This window comes from Pseudomonas sp. G2-4 (genome assembly GCF_030064125.1).
Classification (GTDB): Bacteria; Pseudomonadota; Gammaproteobacteria; order Pseudomonadales; family Pseudomonadaceae; genus Aquipseudomonas.
Genome location: NZ_CP125957.1, coordinates 3,390,254 through 3,408,530 on the forward strand (window position 1 = coordinate 3,390,254; position 18,277 = coordinate 3,408,530).

Sequence of the window (18,277 nt, forward strand, 5' to 3'; positions counted from 1 at the left end):
ACTGGCGTATAACGCCATGCTCCGTATTGCCTTCTGCTTCGCTTAACAGCATCGGCATCCCGGATTCCTGATTACGCGGCTCAATGGCTGGCCCATCGGTTTCCCCTGTCAACGCTTCACCCTGCACCTCACGGTGCAACATGCATGACTCGGGGTCTGGTTGATTCGCCATTTCTTACCAGTGTCGAACTTTCATCGACTATCCTCCGCCAGCTTTAACTGGCGTACTAAGCGTCCGGGCAACACACCTTCCTGACACCGTCGCTTGAGGCGATGGTGTCCACCTAAAATTAAGTGGAAGCTTTGCCACCGGTGCGGCAGCAGCTGCTCAATCTCATTCGCCCGCTGCGTCAGCACATCTTTGAGATAGGCATATGGATCATGCCCATTCATGCGTGCCGACTGGATCAAGCTCATGATCGCAGCTGCCCGCTTACCGCTGCGTAGTGAATCGCCCCTGATTTCGTAGACGCCTCCAAGCCTCAAGGGAGGTCTGCCAAGTCCTCGAACGTCCGCTTTTGGCCGATTCTGTTGAAAAAGTAGCTCCCCTGTCTGGCCTGCGGCAAAATCTCTGCATTGGCCAGCAGGGAAGCACGCAGCATGATGGGACAGTTATCGAGTGGGCAGGAGCGGCTGTTTTACTCGTTCAACCTTGAAGATCACATTCCAGCCACTCACCTTTTGCGCAGCATTGATCGGTGTCTCGATCTGAGCGACCTGCGCCATTACCTCGCCGATTTCTATAGCCCCATTGGGCGTCCGTCGATTGATCCCGAACTGATGATTCGCATGCTGATCGTAGGCTATTGCTACGGCATTCGCTCAGAGCGGCGGTTGTGCGAAGAGACCCATTTGAACCTGGCGTATCGTTGGTTCTGCCGGTTAAGCCTTGAAGACGAAATCCCCAACCACTCGACCTTTTCCAAAAATCGACACGGCCGTTTTCGGGACAGTGATCTGTTTCGCTGGTTGTTCAATGAAGTGCTGCGTCGCTGCATGGACGCCGGTCTGGTCAAGGGCGAAGGCTTTGCCGTGGACGCCAGCATCATCAAAGCGGATGCGAGTCGGCAGCGTGGCGTACCGGGAGATGAACAGGTCAACTGGAGCGATCCAACCCTGAGCACCCGCGCCGTGCGTGAGTACCTTGAGGGACTCGATGAAGAGGCTCTGGCCGAAACGCTACCGAAGCGCCTGTCGCTGACGGATCCTCAGGCCCGCTGGACCGCTGCTCCAGGCGGCCCAGCTTTCTACGCTTACTCCACGAATTATCTGATCGATACCGAGCACGGCGTGATCATGGATGTGGAACCCACACCGGCTCATCGAACCGCAGAAGTCGAGAGCACCAAGACGATGATCGAACGGGTCGAAGCGCAGTTCGACATCAAGCCGGAGCGCCTCATTGGCGATACCGCTTACGGTACAGCTCCGATGCTGGCCTGGATGGTGGAGGAAAAAGACATCGAGCCGCATGTGCCGGTGTGGGACAAAACCGAGCGCAAGAACGACAGTTTTTCGAGCAACGATTTCCACTGGAATGAAGAGGCTGAGGAATACCGCTGCCCGGCCTGCAACCCATTGCGCAGCGAATGGCGAGCCTTCAAGAATGAGCGTTCACACGTCACCAAAGCCAACACCATCATCTTCCGATCCCGGCAGACCGACTGCGCTACGTGTCCGATGAAATCCAAGTGCTGCCCGAACACTGCGTTCCGAAAGATCGCTCGCAGCGTCCATGAAGCCGCTCGCGATGTGGCTCGGCGCATTGCAGTAACGCCGGCGTATCAGCGCTCTCGCCACGAACGTAAAAAGGTCGAAATGTTGTTTGCCCACCTCAAGCGCATCCTGAAATTGGATCGCCTGCGGCTACGTGGCATGAGTGGCGCGACGGATGAGTTCACGCTGGCCGCTGCGGTGCAGAATCTGCGACGGCTGGCCAAATTTTCATCTCAAGGGCCACCAGTCACGGGATAGGTGCGCCTATACCAAGCAAAAACCTCAAATCAACCCAATAACAGAGCAGCAAAGGTCACCGAAGGGCCGAAAAAAACCACTCAATGTGGTGAGTAGGTTCTCCGATGGTGGTCGTGCCTGAGTTCAGGCGATCTGAAAATCCGACTTTTTCAACAGAATCGGCCGATCTCTGCATGTCACGACAGACCGTTTTCGGCCAAAAGCAGCCATTAGCAGGAGACTGCTTTCGTCCAAAAGCTGTAACTCGTTTGAACGGTGCCTGGTGCTGGCATAATCCAGGCGTCACGAACCCGCTTGATATTGCACAGTGTGAACTGCCGCTGCAGCACGTATTTGCCCCAAACCTTGGCGGAGGTCTAGACACAAGGATCTTGGAAACGGATGCAGGTCGTGGAGAGAATAGACCTATCCCCTGCCAGGAGGATCCATGCTCCTATGTGGAGGGAAGGCCGGATGTCATTACACTAGCGGCTCGTGATACTTTCCAGCTAGGCCAAGGCCTCCTTTTCTATCCGAGTCTCTACACCTCATGTCGAGCATTGCCGTTACCGATCTGACCTCCACCATGGACGTCGACAGCGTCTCGCGGCCGGTTGTGGCTCTGAGTGCCACATTGGTCGCCAAGGACTGGGAAAATGCCACGCATCAGCACCGCAAGGCGCAGCTGATCTACTCGGTTCGCGGCATCCTCAACTGCGAAATCGAAGAAGGCGTCTGGATCGTGCCGCCGCAGTGCGCCTTGTGGATCCCCGGCGACCTGCCCCACTCGGCCTGGGGTTCCGGTGAAGTGGAGTGCTACTGCCTGTTCGTCGAGCAGGATGCCGCGCCGGATCTGCCGACCACCTGCTGCACAATTTCGGTATCGCCGCTGCTGCGCGAGTTGCTGCTCAAGGCGACCGCCGTTCCCGAGCTGTACGCCCCAGGCGGACGGGAGGAACGGCTGCTGGCGGTGTTGCTCGACGAGCTGGTGGCGGCGCCGGTGGAGGACCTGCACCTGCCCATGCCGCGCGACCCACGCTTGCGTCGCCTCGCGGAAATGATCCTAGCGACGCCGGCTGACAAGACGTCGAAGACAGCCTGGGCGACGCACATAGGCATGAGCGAGCGCAGCATGAGCCGCCTGCTGCTGCAGGAAATTGGCATGAGCTTCGGGCGCTGGCGTCGGCAGTTGCACGTGATCCTGGCGCTGCAACGGCTGACCAAGGGTGACAGCGTGCAAACGGTGGCGCTGGAACTGGGCTACGAAAACGCCAGCGGCTTCGTCACGATGTTTCGCAAGGCGGTGGGCAAGCCGCCGGCTCGCTACCTTTCGGATCGCACCGGCAGCGCGGTGACGGCAGCTGCGCCCGGAATCATGCTCCCCGATCCGATCGCCCTCTGATCCAATCCGCCTGTTCTGACGCAAGCCTGCGCTGCTTTATCAAAAAGCCGCGGACTTCAGCGAAGCCCACACGCACCCGGCAACGCCGCTCGCCCATGAAGACGACCGCGCACAACGGCGACATCGCCGCATGTCACGCCGGCCGTTTGCCCCTCGTCAGTCTGCCTGGCAAGTCGACCATACTCCGTAATCAACCATGACTATTACTCAAAACGGCCAGCGGGAGGGTGTCATCATTATTGGCCGAATCGAATAACAATCTGGCCTGATTTCACCATCATGGCGCATTGCCTTTGTTGTTAAATGCGCCATCTAAATGCAAATGAGTATTGTTTGAATGAAAGCTTCATCCATTACAGGGAAGTTTCGCTCGTCTCTTGCTCTGTGCGCCGATTCAGTCGCCTGTCCGCCCCTCGCCGGGCACCTCAAAAACGCGCCCTGCAGCGCGCTGGGCTCGGCGATTGCGGCAGCGCTTCTGCTCAGTGCGCCGGGCGCATTTGCCGCCGAGACGGCGCAGCCGCAGAACAAGGCAGCAGCCTCATCCCAGAAGGAAGTGGCCCTGCCGGCAATCAGCGTGACAGGCCAAATGAACAACGCAACCACCGAGGGAACCGGCTCCTACACCACCGGCGAGACGGCAGCGGCGACGCGGCTGCCGATGACGCTGAAGGAAACGCCCCAGGCGGTGACCGTGATCACGCGCCAGCGCATGGACGACCAGCAACTCAACACGGTGCAGAGCGTGCTGGAGAACACCAACGGTGTCACCGCCCGCCAGGCCGACAGCGAGCGCACGAGCTTCTATTCGCGGGGGTTGCTGATTAACAACGTGCAGTACGACGGCATCCCCACCGTGATCGGCAACACCGTCAACGGCAGCGGCATCAGCGCCCTGGACACCGCGTTCTATGACCGTGTCGAGGTGGTGCGTGGCGGCTCGGCCCTGCTGACCGGCACCGGAAACCCTTCAGCCTCCATCAACCTGGTGCGCAAACGGCCGACACCTGAATTCGCCGCATCCGCCTCCCTCGGCGCCGGGAGCTGGGATACCCACCGTGGCATGGGCGACGTCTCCACACCGCTGACCGAGGACGGCCGCATCCGCGCGCGCCTGGTAGGCACCTATCAGGACGGCAACTCCTACCTGGACGGCTACAAGCCCGAGCGCAAGGCGTTCTACGGCATCGTCGAGGCCGACCTGACCGCCGATACCACGGTGAGCCTGGGCTATGACTACCAGGACATTACGCCGAAGGGCGCCACCTGGGGCGGCTTGCCGCTGTGGTACAGCGACGGTTCGCAGATCGATTATTCCCGCTCCAAGAGCTATGGGCAGGACTGGAGCCATTTCGACAATACCCTCAAGACCGCCTTTGCCGAAGTCGAGCACCGCTTCGACAACGGCTGGACGCTCAAGGGCGTGTTCAACCAGTACCGCACCGAAAGCGAATCCGAACTGGTCTCCCTGGGTGGCCGGCCTGACCCCGTCACGGGGCTGGGCGCCTTCCCGTTCGCAGTGGCGTCCGAGGGGCGCAGTCGCCAGAACACCTTTGACGTGATGGCCAGCGGCCCCTTCGAAATGCTCGGCCGCCAGCACGACCTGGTGGTCGGCGCGACAAGTTCACGCCGCAAGGCCCGCCAGGACGATGTAGCGCCGTTCTTCGCAGGCTTTACGCCGATCAACATACATACCCTGAGCCCAGGCACGCCGCGGCCCAACTTTGATGCCATGCCGCATATTCCGACCCGCACCGAGGTCAAGCAGAGCGGCATCTATAGTGCGGCCCGCTTCTCCCTGGCCGATCCGCTGAAGCTCATCGTCGGCGGGCGCCTGAACTATTACGAGGTCGACGACGACGCCAACGGCAGCACGCTGCACTACAAGAAAAACAACGAATTCACCCCGTACGTCGGACTGGTCTACGACATCGACAGTACCTACTCGGCTTACGTCAGCTACACGGGCATCTTCAACCCGCAAACCGACTTCCGCGACACGACCGGCAACGTGCTCACGCCGTCCAAGGGCAAGACCAAGGAAGTCGGCCTCAAGGCCGCCTACCTGGACGGGCGCCTGAATGCTGCCGTGGCGGTGTTCGAGACCAAGCTGGACAACGCCGCGCAACTGGTCCCCGGCGCGTTCACCCCAGGCGGAGCCAACGCCTATACCGGCGCCGACGGCACCAAGTCTCGCGGCATCGAGTTCGACCTGCAGGGCGAGCTGGCCACTGGCTGGAACATCTACGCCGGTATCGCCCACTTCACCGCCGAGGATGGCGACGGCGAGCGCCTGAACTCCCAGCTACCGCGCACCACGGCCCAGTTCTTCACCACCTACCGGCTGCCCGGCGCGTGGAACAAGCTGACCCTGGGCACAGGCGTGAAGTGGCAGAGCCGCTTTTACCAGGCGCCAGGCGTTGGCACCAGCACGCTGGGCGGCGAACAGAGCGCCTATGCCCTGACCTCGGTGATGGGGCGTTACGCCCTGAGCGAGAACATCGACCTGGGCCTCAACGTCAACAACCTATTCGACAAGAAGTACGCCTTGCAGAAGGGTGACTTCGACACCGTGACCTATGGCGCCCCGCGCAACCTGATGGCCACGCTGGACTACCGCTACTGATTGCCCGCAGTACGCGGATCGCTGCCGGCGACTCGCGCCCCTACCGCCTTGAACATCGAGAACGTGCTCATGCCTACCCAAAACCCGGTTCACGTATTGGCGATACACAATGCGAACAAGGTCACCTTGTTCTGGTTGACGACTACTGCTGGCGCAGTGCTCTTCGTGACCTTCCAGTTGTTCTTCTACGTAAACGACTTTGTGAGAGCACAGGGCACCGCCCCGGCGATTACCTTCGAGCCCGGCATGCTGTGGGTGTTTCCTACCTTCTATGGCTCCTGGATCGTCACGGTGCTCCTCGCCCTGATCGAAACCCGCAAGGCCCAGTGGGCTGTCCTGATCCTCGGCAGCCTGCTTGTCGTGCTCAATACCCTGGGCGGAGTCACCGACGGGCTGCGCGACGGCTGGTACGTCGCCTTCTCGGCGGTATTCTTCATCACCCTGCCCGGCGTGTTCGCCATCGCCGCCAGCTGGCGTCACCTCAACCGCAAAGGAACCCGCCATGCCGATGAATAGCGCTGAATTCCCGCTGGTGTGGATGAGTTTCGCCCACGAGCCCGGGCACGATACCCAGAAGGACTTCGACGAGTTCGCAGCCAACCTGCAGCGCGGCGAACCCTTCGTGCTGCTCAGCGAAACGCCACCCGGCGATGACCATGAGCACTCACCAGAAGAAAAGAAACGCACCACGCTGTGGATGAAGAAGCACAAGGCGCAACTGCGCAGCCTGGTTCTGGCCCTGATCATGGTCGAACCCAGCGCGGCAAAGCGCCTGGGATTCAAGGCATTCGCCGGCCTGTTCGCCAAGGTCTGGGGCTACCCGCTGCTGTTCGCCGCCTCACGCGAGCAGGCCATCGAGATGGCCCACGAACTGCTGCGCAAGACTAACAGGGAGGCGCGCTGAGGGTTGGCTAGCTGAAACGACTCAGTTCGCTACAACTTTACCCTCGGAAACTTCGTCCAGTGATTTGCCGCGAGCTCGCTCTTGCGAAACGGCTTGGTAAGCCGCGGTACTTCTGGGTGATTATCAGGCATCACTGCGGTGAGGGCGTGCGATGGGCAGCAAACGGCCAGTAGCAGCCCTTCATTTCATACATTCAAGAAACTTCAAGCCAAATCCTGTACCTGCTCCCATAACGAGCACTGTTATTATCTTCTCCTAGATGGTGATGTTTAAAAGGAGGCCGAACGAGGGTCGCGTTTCGTCAGCACATGACTTATCTTTCTGTAATAAAGGAACACACGCTCAATAAATCTAATCATTCCCGGACGAGTGGTTACGGAGTACGTCTCACGAGAAACTCTGAATCATTCGTCAATATCACCCTCTATCTTTGATTCTCGGAGAAATTTAGGGAGTAATTTTGAGCTACCTGGATTGGGTTCAGTGGCCTGCGATGCTGGTAACCGTGGTTGCAGCGTGGCTTATCGGGTCCCAACGACCCGCAAGACGAATGACAGGGTTCGTATGCTTCAGTTTGAGCAATATGCTGTGGGTGATTTGGGGGGTGTACGTAGAGGCCTATGCCCTCATCGTTTTGCAGATTTGCCTTTTCCTAATGAACCTTCGCGGGTTCAAGAAGAACCTCGATGTAAACTAGGTTTATCCTTCAAAATCAGGCGCCAGGAAGCTCGATAGCCGTTAAGATTCTTCTTGGCCACGGGCGTTTATGCCCAGAAGTACGCACTCGAGCAGAATCAATGTATAGGCGTTCGCATGACGTCCCCAGGTTACCCTCAAAGCATTGCTCACGGTGGATCCCCAGAAAGCGATCATCCGCCTACGTAGCTGTTGAGAACCAATGATCCAGGCTCAAATCACTATCACGATCTTCGCGTGCCATTGCCAAGATCAATGTATTCCAAGCCCAATTCTCTCGGTGCCCTCGGTCATTCAAGGAGGAACGTCAGCACTCGCTCGGCAGTAAAGTGGTTGATCACAATGCCGCACCTACAGACGTCAGATAGCATAAGGCTTGATCCGGCGGGTCGCATGACCGCATTAATTTCGCTCAATAACGCAGACGCGAACTCTCCGAATTAAAGGCTATGAGAGTTCGGTAGCGATGACTCATTGAAATGTGAACTCCAAGCTGCATACGCGTCCGAATGTCGCGTTACAGCCGCACTCCACCTTTCACCGGAAAGCTCACGAGCTGAGACCAACATCATCATTTTGTTAACAGCTGCATCCAGGTCTAAAAGCAACTCATGAGATTTAAATCTAAAGTCGTCCGCTGCGTTCATGTCGGATCCTGTACTCAGCGGGTCTGACTCGAAGTTGAGTTGCAGTGCCCACCAAGAATCTTGATTGCGGTTTTTAATGGATAAGCCATAGCGATGGACGGCCGTCGTATTGTCTGGCGGGATCTGGCGCGTGCCCCTGGACTCAGATAGATCAGTGTCCAGGCCTTTTTTATCTGCTTGAATGGATCACCAACGGAAACGTGACAACGAACTCGCTACCCTTGCCATCACCCTCGCTCATGCCGGTAACCTCGCCACCGTGCGCCTCAACCAGCTCGCGGACTACCGTCAATCCGATGCCCAAGCCTGAACCATTGAAGCCGACGGCATGCACGTCTTGCACATAGGGGTCGAAAATAAACGGGAGCGCTTTAGCGGAAATACCGATTCCATTGTCGGAAATCTTTATCTTCAAAGCGTCGGACGCTACTGTTAAAGACAGTTCGATTCTACCGTGAGTCGGTGTGTATTTAGCCGCATTCGTTAGAAGGTTTTGGAGAATCTGCGCGAGGCGCCCCGGGTCACCATTGACCATCAAGATGCCATCGGGAAGATGGGCGTCGAATCGCTGCTCTTGTGCGCTCATTAAGGGGCGACACGTATCAATGGCCTCACGTAGAACTTGAATCATGTCGATATCGCGGCGATTGAGTCGCAACTTCCCGGTGCTGGCACGAGAGACGTCCAGCAAATCGTCGACCAGCTGTGACATATGTTGCACTTGGCCCTCGATCAACTGCCGCATTCGAGGCAATTCGTCACTAGGCATCCGAACCATACGTTCTGCAATCATGCTGATAGGTGTTAACGGATTACGTAGTTCATGGGCCACTGTCGCTAGCATGCTTTTTTGCTGACTCAGTGCACGCTCGGCTACAGCTTGAAGGTCTTGAGCGCTGAGCGCAGCTATGACCAATTGCGCATTAGCCTCACGCAGTTCCTGATACATCCGCTGTTCTTCCAAACGAGGGGAGACTACTGCGTCTGACTGCACGAGGAGTTTAGCCGGTACCAACTGCTGATTGGCCTCAATCACTTGCTCGGTCTGCTGGCTGTCCCCCAACGGGTTGCTGGCGTCGCTCAACTCTTTTTGCAAGGCTGCCAGCACGGCGCGCGCTTCAACGGTTTTCTGGCCAAGCAGGAAGAGTTCGTGAGCGGCATTAGCGATCTCACGCTCTTTCTTGCCGTCGACATTACTCATGAGTCGGGCTCAAGCATTTTTATCTCCTGGGTGTGATACACCTGAGATCCGCTTTGTGGGGCGGCCTCCGAGCAGACCTTCTTGGTCATGAAGCATTTCGCCAATCTGCAGGCCGTTTTCGTCGATGCGATACAGGCGCAGCTCATCGGAGTGAGCGCTAGCCCGCAACTTGACCACGGCCATGATGCGCAGCAAACGACTCTGCACTTCAATGTAGCGTTGAACGATGATGGCGTCGGTAAGGAACGCTGTGCCGTAAGGGCTGAAACGCAGGTCGGTGTAGCGGTCTTCCAGCTCGGAGGTCATCAGCACACTGACCCCGGCACCGGTCAGCGCGGTGACCATGCGCGACAGCGATTCACGGAAGTCTTCACGGAAGGTCGGCGCCAGCGCCAGTTCGAAGCCTGACAACGAGTCGATCACTAAACGAGTGGCTTTCAGGCGAGAGATCTCGGCTATCAGCAACTGGACGACTTCGTCGATGGACAAGTCCGGTGCACGACTGTCCACCAAACCGACCTGACCGTTTTGGATCAACTGAATGAGGGTGGCATTTTGGAAGTGATTGGGCCGTTGTTCGAACACCGCGATCACGCCGGTTTCGCCGTTGCGTGCGCCTTCGGCCAGGAAGGTCGCCGCCAGAATGCTTTTGCCAGACCCTGACGGCCCGGCCACCAGTAAGGAATAACCGCGAGGCAGGCCGCCGCCGAGCATGTCGTCGATCTGTGGCACGCCCATTTTCAGGCGCTTGATGGGGATCTCCAGCGGCGCTTTAACCGGGTTGAGTGGCGCGGGGGCAAACACCTTGATCCCCGACGTCGCAATGCGGAAGGTGTGCAAGCCCGGTAACGTGGGCTGGCCGCGCATCTTCATGATTTCAATCTTGCGTACCATGGAATTGCGCTGCACGCTCTGACGCAGCCAGATCAAGCCATCGGCCACGGTAAAAATCGGGTTGGTGTCGGTTTCGGTAAAGTATTCGCCAATCAGGAAGGTCGTCGCCTGCCAGGTGGTCATCAACATGCCCAGTCGCTGAACGAACTGCGGCAGGTTGTTGTTGGGGTTGTCCTGGGTCTGGCTGGCCAGCACCACCGAACGAAACGAGTCGACGAACACCAGCGCAGGAGAGTGCGCCTCGACTTCGCTGACGATGCGCCGCAGCACCTCGTCCAGATTCCCGGCCAGAGTGTCATCGGTCAAGTTGATGTAACGAATCGACTGGTTGATCGCATCGCTGTCGAAAAAATCGAATTGTTGCTGATAACGCAGCATCTTCAGCGGCGGCTCGCCCAATACGGTAAAGAACAGCGCCGGGCGCTCGGGCGTCGCCAGGGCGAACATCATCTGATGCGCCAGAGTGGTTTTGCCACAGCCAGGCGGGCCGGCGATCAGGTTGAACGAAAACTCCGGCAATCCTCCGCCCAGCACCTCGTCCAGTCCTGGCACACCGGTGGCTAGGCGGTTGATAGTCACTTTGGTACTCATGGCGAATTTTCCTGCGAAGGGGTGTCGCTCAAAGAAGGTTCCCACACGCCACGAAACAAACGTGCGGTGAGCGAGGGCCCGATCAGCGTGATCAGCAGCTCGTAAAAGGTGGCCAGCAGCACTTCACCGAAAAACAGGGCATCGACTTCGCTTTGCTCGATGAGTACAGACTTGAGGACAACTAGATCCATGCCTGCCTGCACTCTGTCACAGGTGCCGGCCAGTCGCGGATGAGTTGAAACGCACAGATTGAGGCTGCGGCGATAAAGCGCAGCAACCCCTTGCTGGCCGATGATGGGTCTGAGGGCTGCGTCCATATCCTGCAAGGTTGAAATAATTGCATGGACGGTCTTTGCAAGATCAGCAATGTCACCAACCCGGCGCGCCAGAGAAGCTACGATCTGGCGGCCCTCTTCGCTTTCCCTGGACATGGCTCACTAATTCTTGATGGGCACCTCTCGATGGTACACCCTATAACCTGTGATCGAGTTTTCATTTGGACGCAGAGCTGATGATGTCCGAATATCTCTCTCAAGCACCTAGTTTGGTGATTTGGATACAAACCGACCAAATGCCAAGCAATATCCAGAACGTCGCAAAGATCCAAGGCGTGCGCACCGAAAACAGCAACGCCTTTCGATACCCCTTTTGCGTGGACTCTCTCTCACAAAATAAAGGCGATTCGTCATACGCCAACCCCATTACAGGCTCGCTATGCAATAGCTCGCTCTGCTTGAAATGCCAATGGCCGATAATGTCGTATGCCGCACGAATACCGGGCCAAGCATTCAACGAACTTAGCACTCCGAGCAACGTAAGAAACGGTGGTACTACCAGCGTGAACAACTTGCCCCATTCGGGGTTGAGGTTGCCCATAGAAGAGGCAAATGCGATGACCAAAAAAGACTGAGATGCCAAAAAGGCGTCAGTTCGATTAGCCAAGATGCTGGTTTCGTACTGAATCTCTCTTCGGTAAAAATCCAAGCGCTCCTTTGGCGACCCGAACATCCTGGCATTGTGCTCGTTTAGTGCGGTGTCACTTATCTGGGAAGTCAAAATTCTCGGCATGGTGGTTTCATCCTCATCAAACATGTGAAGCCGGCTTACCACCCATCCCAACCTGCGAATTGAATTGGATATTTCCCACGTTAGCATTGGTACTCACTAACATCTGTGTTAGCCGGACGTTTAACCGCATTCCTCCGCAACGCCAACAAAAATGGCCCTCTCGGGCCGTTTTGTACTCAAACTAAACTCACTTGGAAAGCCAGGATTCGACGGTGTCGGAGCCATATTTCGCTTTCCACTCTTTCAGTGTTTTTTGGTTGCCGCCCTTAGTTTTTACGACCTCGCCAGTTTGAGGATTTTTGTAAATCTTCACTTGGCGAGGCTTACGACTGCCGGCTTTTTGCCCTGTCGCAGGTGCGCGGCGACCAGCTTGCGGATCAAGCAAATTTACGATGTCTCTCAAGCTGAAACCGTATCTGGCCAGCAAAGCGCGCAGCTTGGTTTCAAATTCGATTTCCTGTTTTAAGCCAGCGTCACCCTTCAAAGCTTCAAGGGCCTGGAGCTGCTTGGCCAGGTGTTTTTCAAGTTGGCGAAATTCTGCGAGCTTCGACATGGAAAACCTCTTTTTAGTTAGTTTCCCCACGTTACACCAAAAACAAAGACGTGCATGAAGTGGCGACGAGAGAAGGCTTGAAAAGGCGCAAATACGGAAGATTGCCGCGATAGCGCCATCTTTGAGAACGGTTTGCGGAACGGAATCGCTAGTGAAGGTGTCGTCTGTATTAGGCACCTTGGTGTCAAAATTCCATTCAAATGAGAGGTGGCTTCAATGAACAATATTATCTACATCGTCGGGGCAGTTGTGATCGCCCTCGTTATTCTGTCGTTTGTCGGCCTTGTCTAGATTTAGCTGCTGAGAACCGCCTTGGTGGTGCTAGCCGCGCACGGCTTTTGGATTCACAAGGCGTCCCCAACATCTATCCAACGACTCCCGACGGTCGCTACTTTGTAGTCAAAGGGCAGCTATAGCGTTGTAGCGACCCATCGTTTCCTGCGGATGTTCGGCAGAGTCTCGTCGACGAACTCATGACAGCATGCGGTGAGGTATACGCAGCGAAAGCCTCTGGAGACCCTGGGCAGTTGTCGGCGGCAAGAGCATTCGTGCAAACCGCGAAGGAAGCGTTTGGGGAGCGCGGGCCAGTTTGGTGGGACGACGTGAACTCTGACTTCAACAGACGTTAGATTACCAATACATCCTATACGGACTGGTACCGCTCATTGAGTGCCGCAAACCCGCCTGCGAGTTGACCGCTAAACGCCCTCAAAATTATGTCCCAGCGATAATTATTGCTGAGCCATAACTTAAAACAATTCAGCCTGAGCAATCGGATGAAGCCACCAGGTAATGCGGTCAACCGGCAATACACAGTCCATAGCTGATCAACTCGTGTCGTGAAGCTCTGGCTTATCACCTCCCTGCGCACCCTCAAATTAGGATTGGCTAGCTCGCTCGCCCAGCGCATTGTTACCTACCCCATCGACGGTTTCATTGATTTTGCCAATCATGCTTCAAAGCTTGATGCCTAAGTCATATGCATGCGGCGGGCAGCTAACGGACAGAAGCTGCCATTGCGCGTCAGGATTCAGGCATCGGATGATCCAGCACGCCTACACAGCAAACGCCTCAAACCATGTCGGCTTGGACAGCGTGGATCAACTTAAATACCCTATCGCTCCCAGAGCCTCAATCAGACGCAACAATGCTGTTTTTTCGGCTGGTTTTTCGCCGATGCTACACACGTCGAGTCGCTGAGAGAGCACCAAACCGACACCGGGTCGCCTACCTTCAGCCCGTATGAGGCTTTACGCAGAGTTGCAGTTGACCAAGCGTCAATGGTTTCGTTGAGAGACTTGTGAAACCGCTTCCCATTGGCGCTATAACTGAGGCTCATGAACTGCGCTCCGATCCACGGCCTCTCACTCCCTACAAAGGTTACGTAGCCTTGTAACACTGTCCCACAGGTACATCGCCAGCGCTCATCAATTATCTCCTGAGGACGTGCCCGACATGCCGGGACGACGCGATCACCCATGTTCCGCTGCCAACATTGACCTGAACTGAGAAATGCTCTCTGAAGATAGCCCGGCACCTTCAAACACTGCGCAGGTGAAGCTAACGGGGGCGGTGCCTGGAGCAGTAATGATGCGGTCTGCCATCACCGCTATTGAGCTGCTTCGGTAAAGCGTGCAGCCTTCATAACTGACGGCATTCTGTAATAAGAAGTCAGCGCTGTTCGAGGTATGAGGAACCGTGTCTAGAAGCCCGGCCCTCGCAAGTGCCAGCGTTCCTCCACAGATACCGGCAATGGTTGCTCCACTTGAACGACTGGCATGAAGAAAGTCTCGAATATCCGGGGCTTCTGCACTTTCCCAGACCATTCCTCCAATGACGACGACAACGTCCGGTTTCCAGTCCAGACATTGTTGCAAGCTGCTATCGACCGTTACAGCCAATCCACCCTGCGAACGAAACTGCCCCGTAGTAGGAGCGAAAAACCTGACGTCGATCCCGTAAAACGGGGACGCCGTACCCGCAATGAAAGCATATTCCCAATCCGCAAAACCGGGTGTCAGTATCAAACCCACGCGTGCCATCAGTCAGAATCCTCCATGAATGCCCGTAACATATGACGACAACAAACAGACATCAAGGGCTGCTTCGGGTCGAAAAAGGCATCTCGTGACTGGCAGCTGTTGGCCGCTTTAAGACAGACGATATGGTCTCACTCAGACCAAATCGTCTGTTTCGCTGGCAGGCTTGCAGGCTACTGGTAACCATATCGATACCACACGGAGTAATCACACTCGATGAAACGACTCTGACTCTCAAGGTTCGGCTATAAGCAGGGCTCTGGGTTTCCGGCTGAAACGCTGGGCAGATCTGTCGCGCTACCTCTACGGTGGGGCAGTGCTCAATGGAAATAATTGACGTGAGAACCAGATCAGACCATGGCATTGAGTCGGTAATCCCACCAGCATCTGCTCGCACTCACTCAACAGCTTGTCAGCAATCAGGATCAAGCCGCGATCACCCTGCATGACATGCTGCCACCATCACAAAACTGTTATTTGGATTGTGGGTGCAACGGTAGCGTGACGACAAACTTGCTGCCGAGCCCTAAGCCACCGCTGGACACGCTTACCGAGCCTCGGTGCCCCTCGACCAATTCGCGAACGACTGACAGCCCAACCCCCAGGCCTGTGCCGTTGAACCCAATGGCGTGGGCGTCCTGAACGAAGGGATCAAAAATAAAAGCCAGAACCTCAGCGCTAATACCTATACCGGTATCGGAAAAGGTCAAGGTGATGTCCTCGGTACCGGCAACGATAACTAGCTCGATCGAACCATTATTGGGTGTGTACTTGGAGGCATTGCCAAGCAGGTTGCATAAAATTTGCGTCAATCTGAGCTGATCGCCATTGATCATCAGCGGGCGACTTGGCTGGCGCACTACAAATTGCTGAAAGCGTAGGTCGATCGCAGGACGACAAACAATGACGGCCTCATCGATGATCGTTGATATGTCTACAGGCTGGAAGTTCAGTCTGAGCTTGCCTGTCTGGACCATCGATACGTCCATCAGGTCGTCGACCAGCCGCGAAATATGGCTTGTCTGACGCTCAATAATCCCCTGTATGCTCGCCAACCGCTCACGGGAGGAGTGCATCAGCAGCCCCGCCACCAGGGTTAGCGGTGTGAGTGGATTGCGCAACTCGTGCGCAACCATTGCCAGAATTTTTTTCTGCTTATCAAGGGCGTCCTCCGCAGCGACCTGGAGTTGTTGCGCGTTGAGTGCCGTTAATACCAACTGCTCGTTTGCCTCTCGCAATTGAGCACGCCGTCTTTCGTGTTCTCTAGGGTCATTTTTGACATTCCACAAACCATGGAGCTCCATTCACTTCCAGTGGATTGCTACATTGGGGGCACATCTGAGGGCATGCTTTGGATGGTTTGAAAAGGATGCCCCCAGCCTAAGGCCAAACACGCTATTGATAAGGGCAGCTCCGATCGGAGTCTCTGCGAATCGATAGACCGGCCTGAGGCTTTCAACATATCAGTGGGAATCCTGAGAGTTTTGAAAAACAGGGAGCACCTGTGATCTGCCCTACCCTGATTATCGCAGGACGTGGCGAGATCACCATAGGTGAGTTAAGTAGCCGCTCCGCCATTGGTCCTGCGCGAATCCCCTCGCACTCTGTGCCGACAACACAATCGCCAGCACAATCAACACCGCTCCTGTCAACATCCGATATGACGGCGCTCCATGGAACAACCACCACGCGTAGGCCATGGCGTAGACCGGCTCCAGTGAGATGATTATCCCGGCGCTGCGTGCGTTGACGCCCTTTAAGCATCAGGCCAAAGGCGAAGTACACGATGAGTTTCTTGCGGTTGAGGCCGCGCAGCAAAGCCCGGTCTTGCAAAAGGGCAAACACCTCCAGGACTACCTGGGCAAACTCCGCGCGGCCGAAGGTGATCACATTGACACTGGCGTGAATCAGCGGCCCAGGTTGGGGTGATTGAGTCGCTCACAAATGCGCAGGGCGTCGTCATGCTTTTCGCTCCATTGCAGCAAATGCGAGTTGATCAAGATGCAAGTATTGCGCTGTTGCGCGATAGACAAGGCTTCGGCCACTCAGCACACCACAGGCTCATCGTCCCTCGGGTCTGAATGCGCGAAGTCCCCTGCCGTTTTAATCGCCAATTCAACGGTGGAGCCTGGCGGCGCCACTTTCAGCATCCGATAGATGCCCGCGTTCTGCTCCGCCTCTGCGCCAAGGCGCAGGTTGAGCACCACATAGGTGCCCGCTACCTCAAGGTCGTGGCGCCCCTTGACGGCGCTCAACGGCTCGACAGCTGCCCAGTTACGTCCATCCCAGATTGAAAGGTAGATGGGCGTCATAACCAACCGCCTTGGTGATCTCGCACCTATCCAACAAGCTGTAGGTGCCCGTAGAGCCGTAGAAACAGGTGCCCTGTGCGTAAAACTTTGGCGTCATGGTTCGCTCCTGGGGCCATCGAATATTGGCGGCACCGTCGAGCGTCCACTCCGCACTTCGCCAACACCGACAGCAAATTTCTTGACACTAACTGTAGTGACCGCTATAGAATACACATGAATATATAGCGATCGCTATTGAATTAGCCTTCAGTGATGTGTTGGGCGGTAATCATCCCCGACCGACCGACCGACCGACCGAAAAGAATGGAATAGGAAACGTGATAGACCTAGCCGTGCACAACATCACGCAATGGATTGAGATTATTCGCTCGCTCGGCGTCGTCGGGATTGCGCTCTATGCCGCGATGTTTGTGGTGGGCACTGTCGCCTTCATACCCGCCTCGATGCTCACGGCGTTCGCAGGTTTTTTGTACGGCCCGATGTGGGGAACGCTGCTCATTTCGCCCGCTGGCTGGCTGTCTGCAGCGGTCGCGTTCGCCTTGGGCAGATCGCTTCTGCGCCCTTGGGTCAAACGACGCCTGGCGAACAGCCCCAAATCAGCGGCGGTCGACCACGCTATCGAGTCAGGAGGTTTTCGGATTGTTTTTCTCTTGCGCCTGGCGTCCATCGTGCCGTTCGCTCCGCTGAGCTACGGACTCGGAGCCAGCCGAATCGCTCGTCGAGATTTCCTGCTGGCGACCTGGACCGGCCTGCTTCCTGGAACATTTCTGTACGCGTACCTGGGATCTCTGGCGGCTGATGTCGCACAGATAATCAGTGGCGAGGTAACGACCAGCCGCTCGACTCAAGTGATGACTTGGGCGGGTTTGGTCGTTGCGCTAATCGCCTTACTGACCATCGCTCGATACGCACACAAAGCAATCAACCAAGCCCTTCTTCAACCCTCTTCAAACTAGGAGTAACACCATGAGCAACCCAACTTACGTCGAAGACTACAACGCCATCGTCACGGTGCTGAACCACTACAACGAAGGTGGCAAGCAAGCCAAAAGCAGCCTCATGAAACCGGCCTTCAGCGAGCAGGCAACCATCTTTGGCGTGGATGGCGAAGGTCAACTGACCGGTGGCCCGATTCAGGGTCTGTTCGACATCATCGACAGTGCCTTCCGCCCTTCACCGGAAGCCAAAGGCGCCATCGTCAACGTCGATATCGTGGGCACCGCCGCCAGCGCACGTATCGATACCAATGACATCTCTGGCTTCTGCTTCACCGATTTCTTCAACCTGCTGAAGGTTGATGGAAAGTGGACGGTCATCAGCAAGATCTACCACACCCACGTTGCTCCTTAACCCACCCGCTTGAACCGCGCCCTGTTGGCGTGAAAACCATGCAA

The 18,277-nt window shown here is 56.3% G+C and carries 17 protein-coding genes and 2 pseudogenes; 9 read left to right on the forward strand and 10 right to left on the reverse strand.

Features of this window, described 5'->3' with window-relative positions; translation table 11 throughout:
* Positions 1–303: 303 nt before the first annotated feature.
* A pseudogene (locus QNH97_RS14655) lies at positions 304–453 on the reverse strand (transposase domain-containing protein); the annotation flags it as partial.
* Positions 454–600: 147 nt separating this feature from the next.
* On the opposite strand from QNH97_RS14655, the gene QNH97_RS14660 reads away from it, so the two are divergent.
* From QNH97_RS14660 to QNH97_RS14685, 6 genes are all read left to right on the forward strand, one after another.
* On the forward strand, positions 601–1,974 hold the full coding sequence (locus QNH97_RS14660; RefSeq protein WP_283552647.1) for a transposase: 1,374 nt from the start codon (positions 601–603) through the stop codon (positions 1,972–1,974).
* Positions 1,975–2,503: 529 nt separating this feature from the next.
* Positions 2,504–3,355: an AraC family transcriptional regulator gene (locus tag QNH97_RS14665; RefSeq protein ID WP_210639324.1), complete on the forward strand. Its 852-nt coding sequence runs from the start codon at positions 2,504–2,506 to the stop codon at positions 3,353–3,355.
* A gap of 337 nt (positions 3,356–3,692) precedes the next feature.
* Positions 3,693–5,978 (forward strand): TonB-dependent siderophore receptor, encoded by a 2,286-nt coding sequence (locus QNH97_RS14670; protein WP_283552648.1) that lies wholly within the window; start codon positions 3,693–3,695, stop codon positions 5,976–5,978.
* A 69-nt stretch (positions 5,979–6,047) separates the two neighbouring features.
* Positions 6,048–6,494: a hypothetical protein gene (locus QNH97_RS14675; protein WP_139050612.1), complete on the forward strand. Its 447-nt coding sequence runs from the start codon at positions 6,048–6,050 to the stop codon at positions 6,492–6,494.
* On the forward strand, positions 6,481–6,882 hold the full coding sequence (locus tag QNH97_RS14680; protein ID WP_076385360.1) for a hypothetical protein: 402 nt from the start codon (positions 6,481–6,483) through the stop codon (positions 6,880–6,882). Before QNH97_RS14675 ends, QNH97_RS14680 begins: the two co-directional genes overlap by 14 nt.
* Positions 6,883–7,375: 493 nt before the next feature.
* Positions 7,376–7,579: a hypothetical protein gene (locus QNH97_RS14685; RefSeq protein WP_497336750.1), complete on the forward strand. Its 204-nt coding sequence runs from the start codon at positions 7,376–7,378 to the stop codon at positions 7,577–7,579.
* Between the two features lie 815 nt (positions 7,580–8,394).
* Here QNH97_RS14685 and QNH97_RS14695 read toward each other — a convergent pair.
* The 5 genes from QNH97_RS14695 to QNH97_RS14715 form a co-directional block, all read right to left on the reverse strand.
* Entirely contained in the window at positions 8,395–9,426 is a 1,032-nt protein-coding gene (locus QNH97_RS14695) for a sensor histidine kinase (protein WP_283552651.1), read from the reverse strand.
* A gap of 9 nt (positions 9,427–9,435) precedes the next feature.
* Positions 9,436–10,911: an ATPase domain-containing protein gene (locus QNH97_RS14700; protein ID WP_283552652.1), complete on the reverse strand. Its 1,476-nt coding sequence runs from the start codon at positions 10,909–10,911 to the stop codon at positions 9,436–9,438.
* Positions 10,908–11,342 carry a hypothetical protein gene (locus tag QNH97_RS14705; protein ID WP_283552653.1) on the reverse strand — a complete coding sequence of 145 codons (435 nt, stop codon included), beginning with the start codon at positions 11,340–11,342 and terminating at the stop codon, positions 10,908–10,910. The genes QNH97_RS14700 and QNH97_RS14705 overlap by 4 nt, the downstream gene beginning before the upstream one ends.
* A gap of 100 nt (positions 11,343–11,442) precedes the next feature.
* Positions 11,443–11,979: a hypothetical protein gene (locus QNH97_RS14710; RefSeq protein WP_283557490.1), complete on the reverse strand. Its 537-nt coding sequence runs from the start codon at positions 11,977–11,979 to the stop codon at positions 11,443–11,445.
* Positions 11,980–12,166: 187 nt separating this feature from the next.
* A complete protein-coding gene (locus QNH97_RS14715) occupies positions 12,167–12,532 on the reverse strand; it encodes a histone-like nucleoid-structuring protein, MvaT/MvaU family (protein ID WP_283552654.1) in 366 nt (121 codons plus the stop codon).
* A gap of 362 nt (positions 12,533–12,894) precedes the next feature.
* Here QNH97_RS14715 and QNH97_RS14720 point away from each other — a divergent pair.
* Positions 12,895–13,161: pseudogene (locus QNH97_RS14720) on the forward strand (plant Invertase/pectin methylesterase inhibitor family protein).
* Between the two features lie 843 nt (positions 13,162–14,004).
* Here the strand turns inward: QNH97_RS14720 and QNH97_RS14725 are convergent.
* From QNH97_RS14725 to QNH97_RS14740, 4 genes are all read right to left on the reverse strand, one after another.
* Positions 14,005–14,574 (reverse strand): DJ-1/PfpI family protein, encoded by a 570-nt coding sequence (locus QNH97_RS14725; RefSeq protein WP_283552655.1) that lies wholly within the window; start codon positions 14,572–14,574, stop codon positions 14,005–14,007.
* 470 nt (positions 14,575–15,044) lie between these two features.
* Positions 15,045–15,860 carry a sensor histidine kinase gene (locus tag QNH97_RS14730; protein ID WP_283552656.1) on the reverse strand — a complete coding sequence of 272 codons (816 nt, stop codon included), beginning with the start codon at positions 15,858–15,860 and terminating at the stop codon, positions 15,045–15,047.
* Positions 15,861–16,115: 255 nt separating this feature from the next.
* Positions 16,116–16,271 (reverse strand): hypothetical protein, encoded by a 156-nt coding sequence (locus QNH97_RS14735; protein WP_283552657.1) that lies wholly within the window; start codon positions 16,269–16,271, stop codon positions 16,116–16,118.
* Between the two features lie 345 nt (positions 16,272–16,616).
* Positions 16,617–16,883 carry a hypothetical protein gene (locus QNH97_RS14740; RefSeq protein ID WP_283552658.1) on the reverse strand — a complete coding sequence of 89 codons (267 nt, stop codon included), beginning with the start codon at positions 16,881–16,883 and terminating at the stop codon, positions 16,617–16,619.
* Between the two features lie 332 nt (positions 16,884–17,215).
* Between QNH97_RS14740 and QNH97_RS14745 the strand changes: the two genes are divergently transcribed.
* A complete protein-coding gene (locus QNH97_RS14745; RefSeq protein ID WP_283552659.1) occupies positions 17,216–17,839 on the forward strand; it encodes a TVP38/TMEM64 family protein in 624 nt (207 codons plus the stop codon).
* Between the two features lie 10 nt (positions 17,840–17,849).
* Positions 17,850–18,233, forward strand: coding sequence for a nuclear transport factor 2 family protein (locus QNH97_RS14750; RefSeq protein ID WP_283552660.1), 384 nt, complete (start codon positions 17,850–17,852; stop codon positions 18,231–18,233).
* Positions 18,234–18,277: the final 44 nt, after the last annotated feature.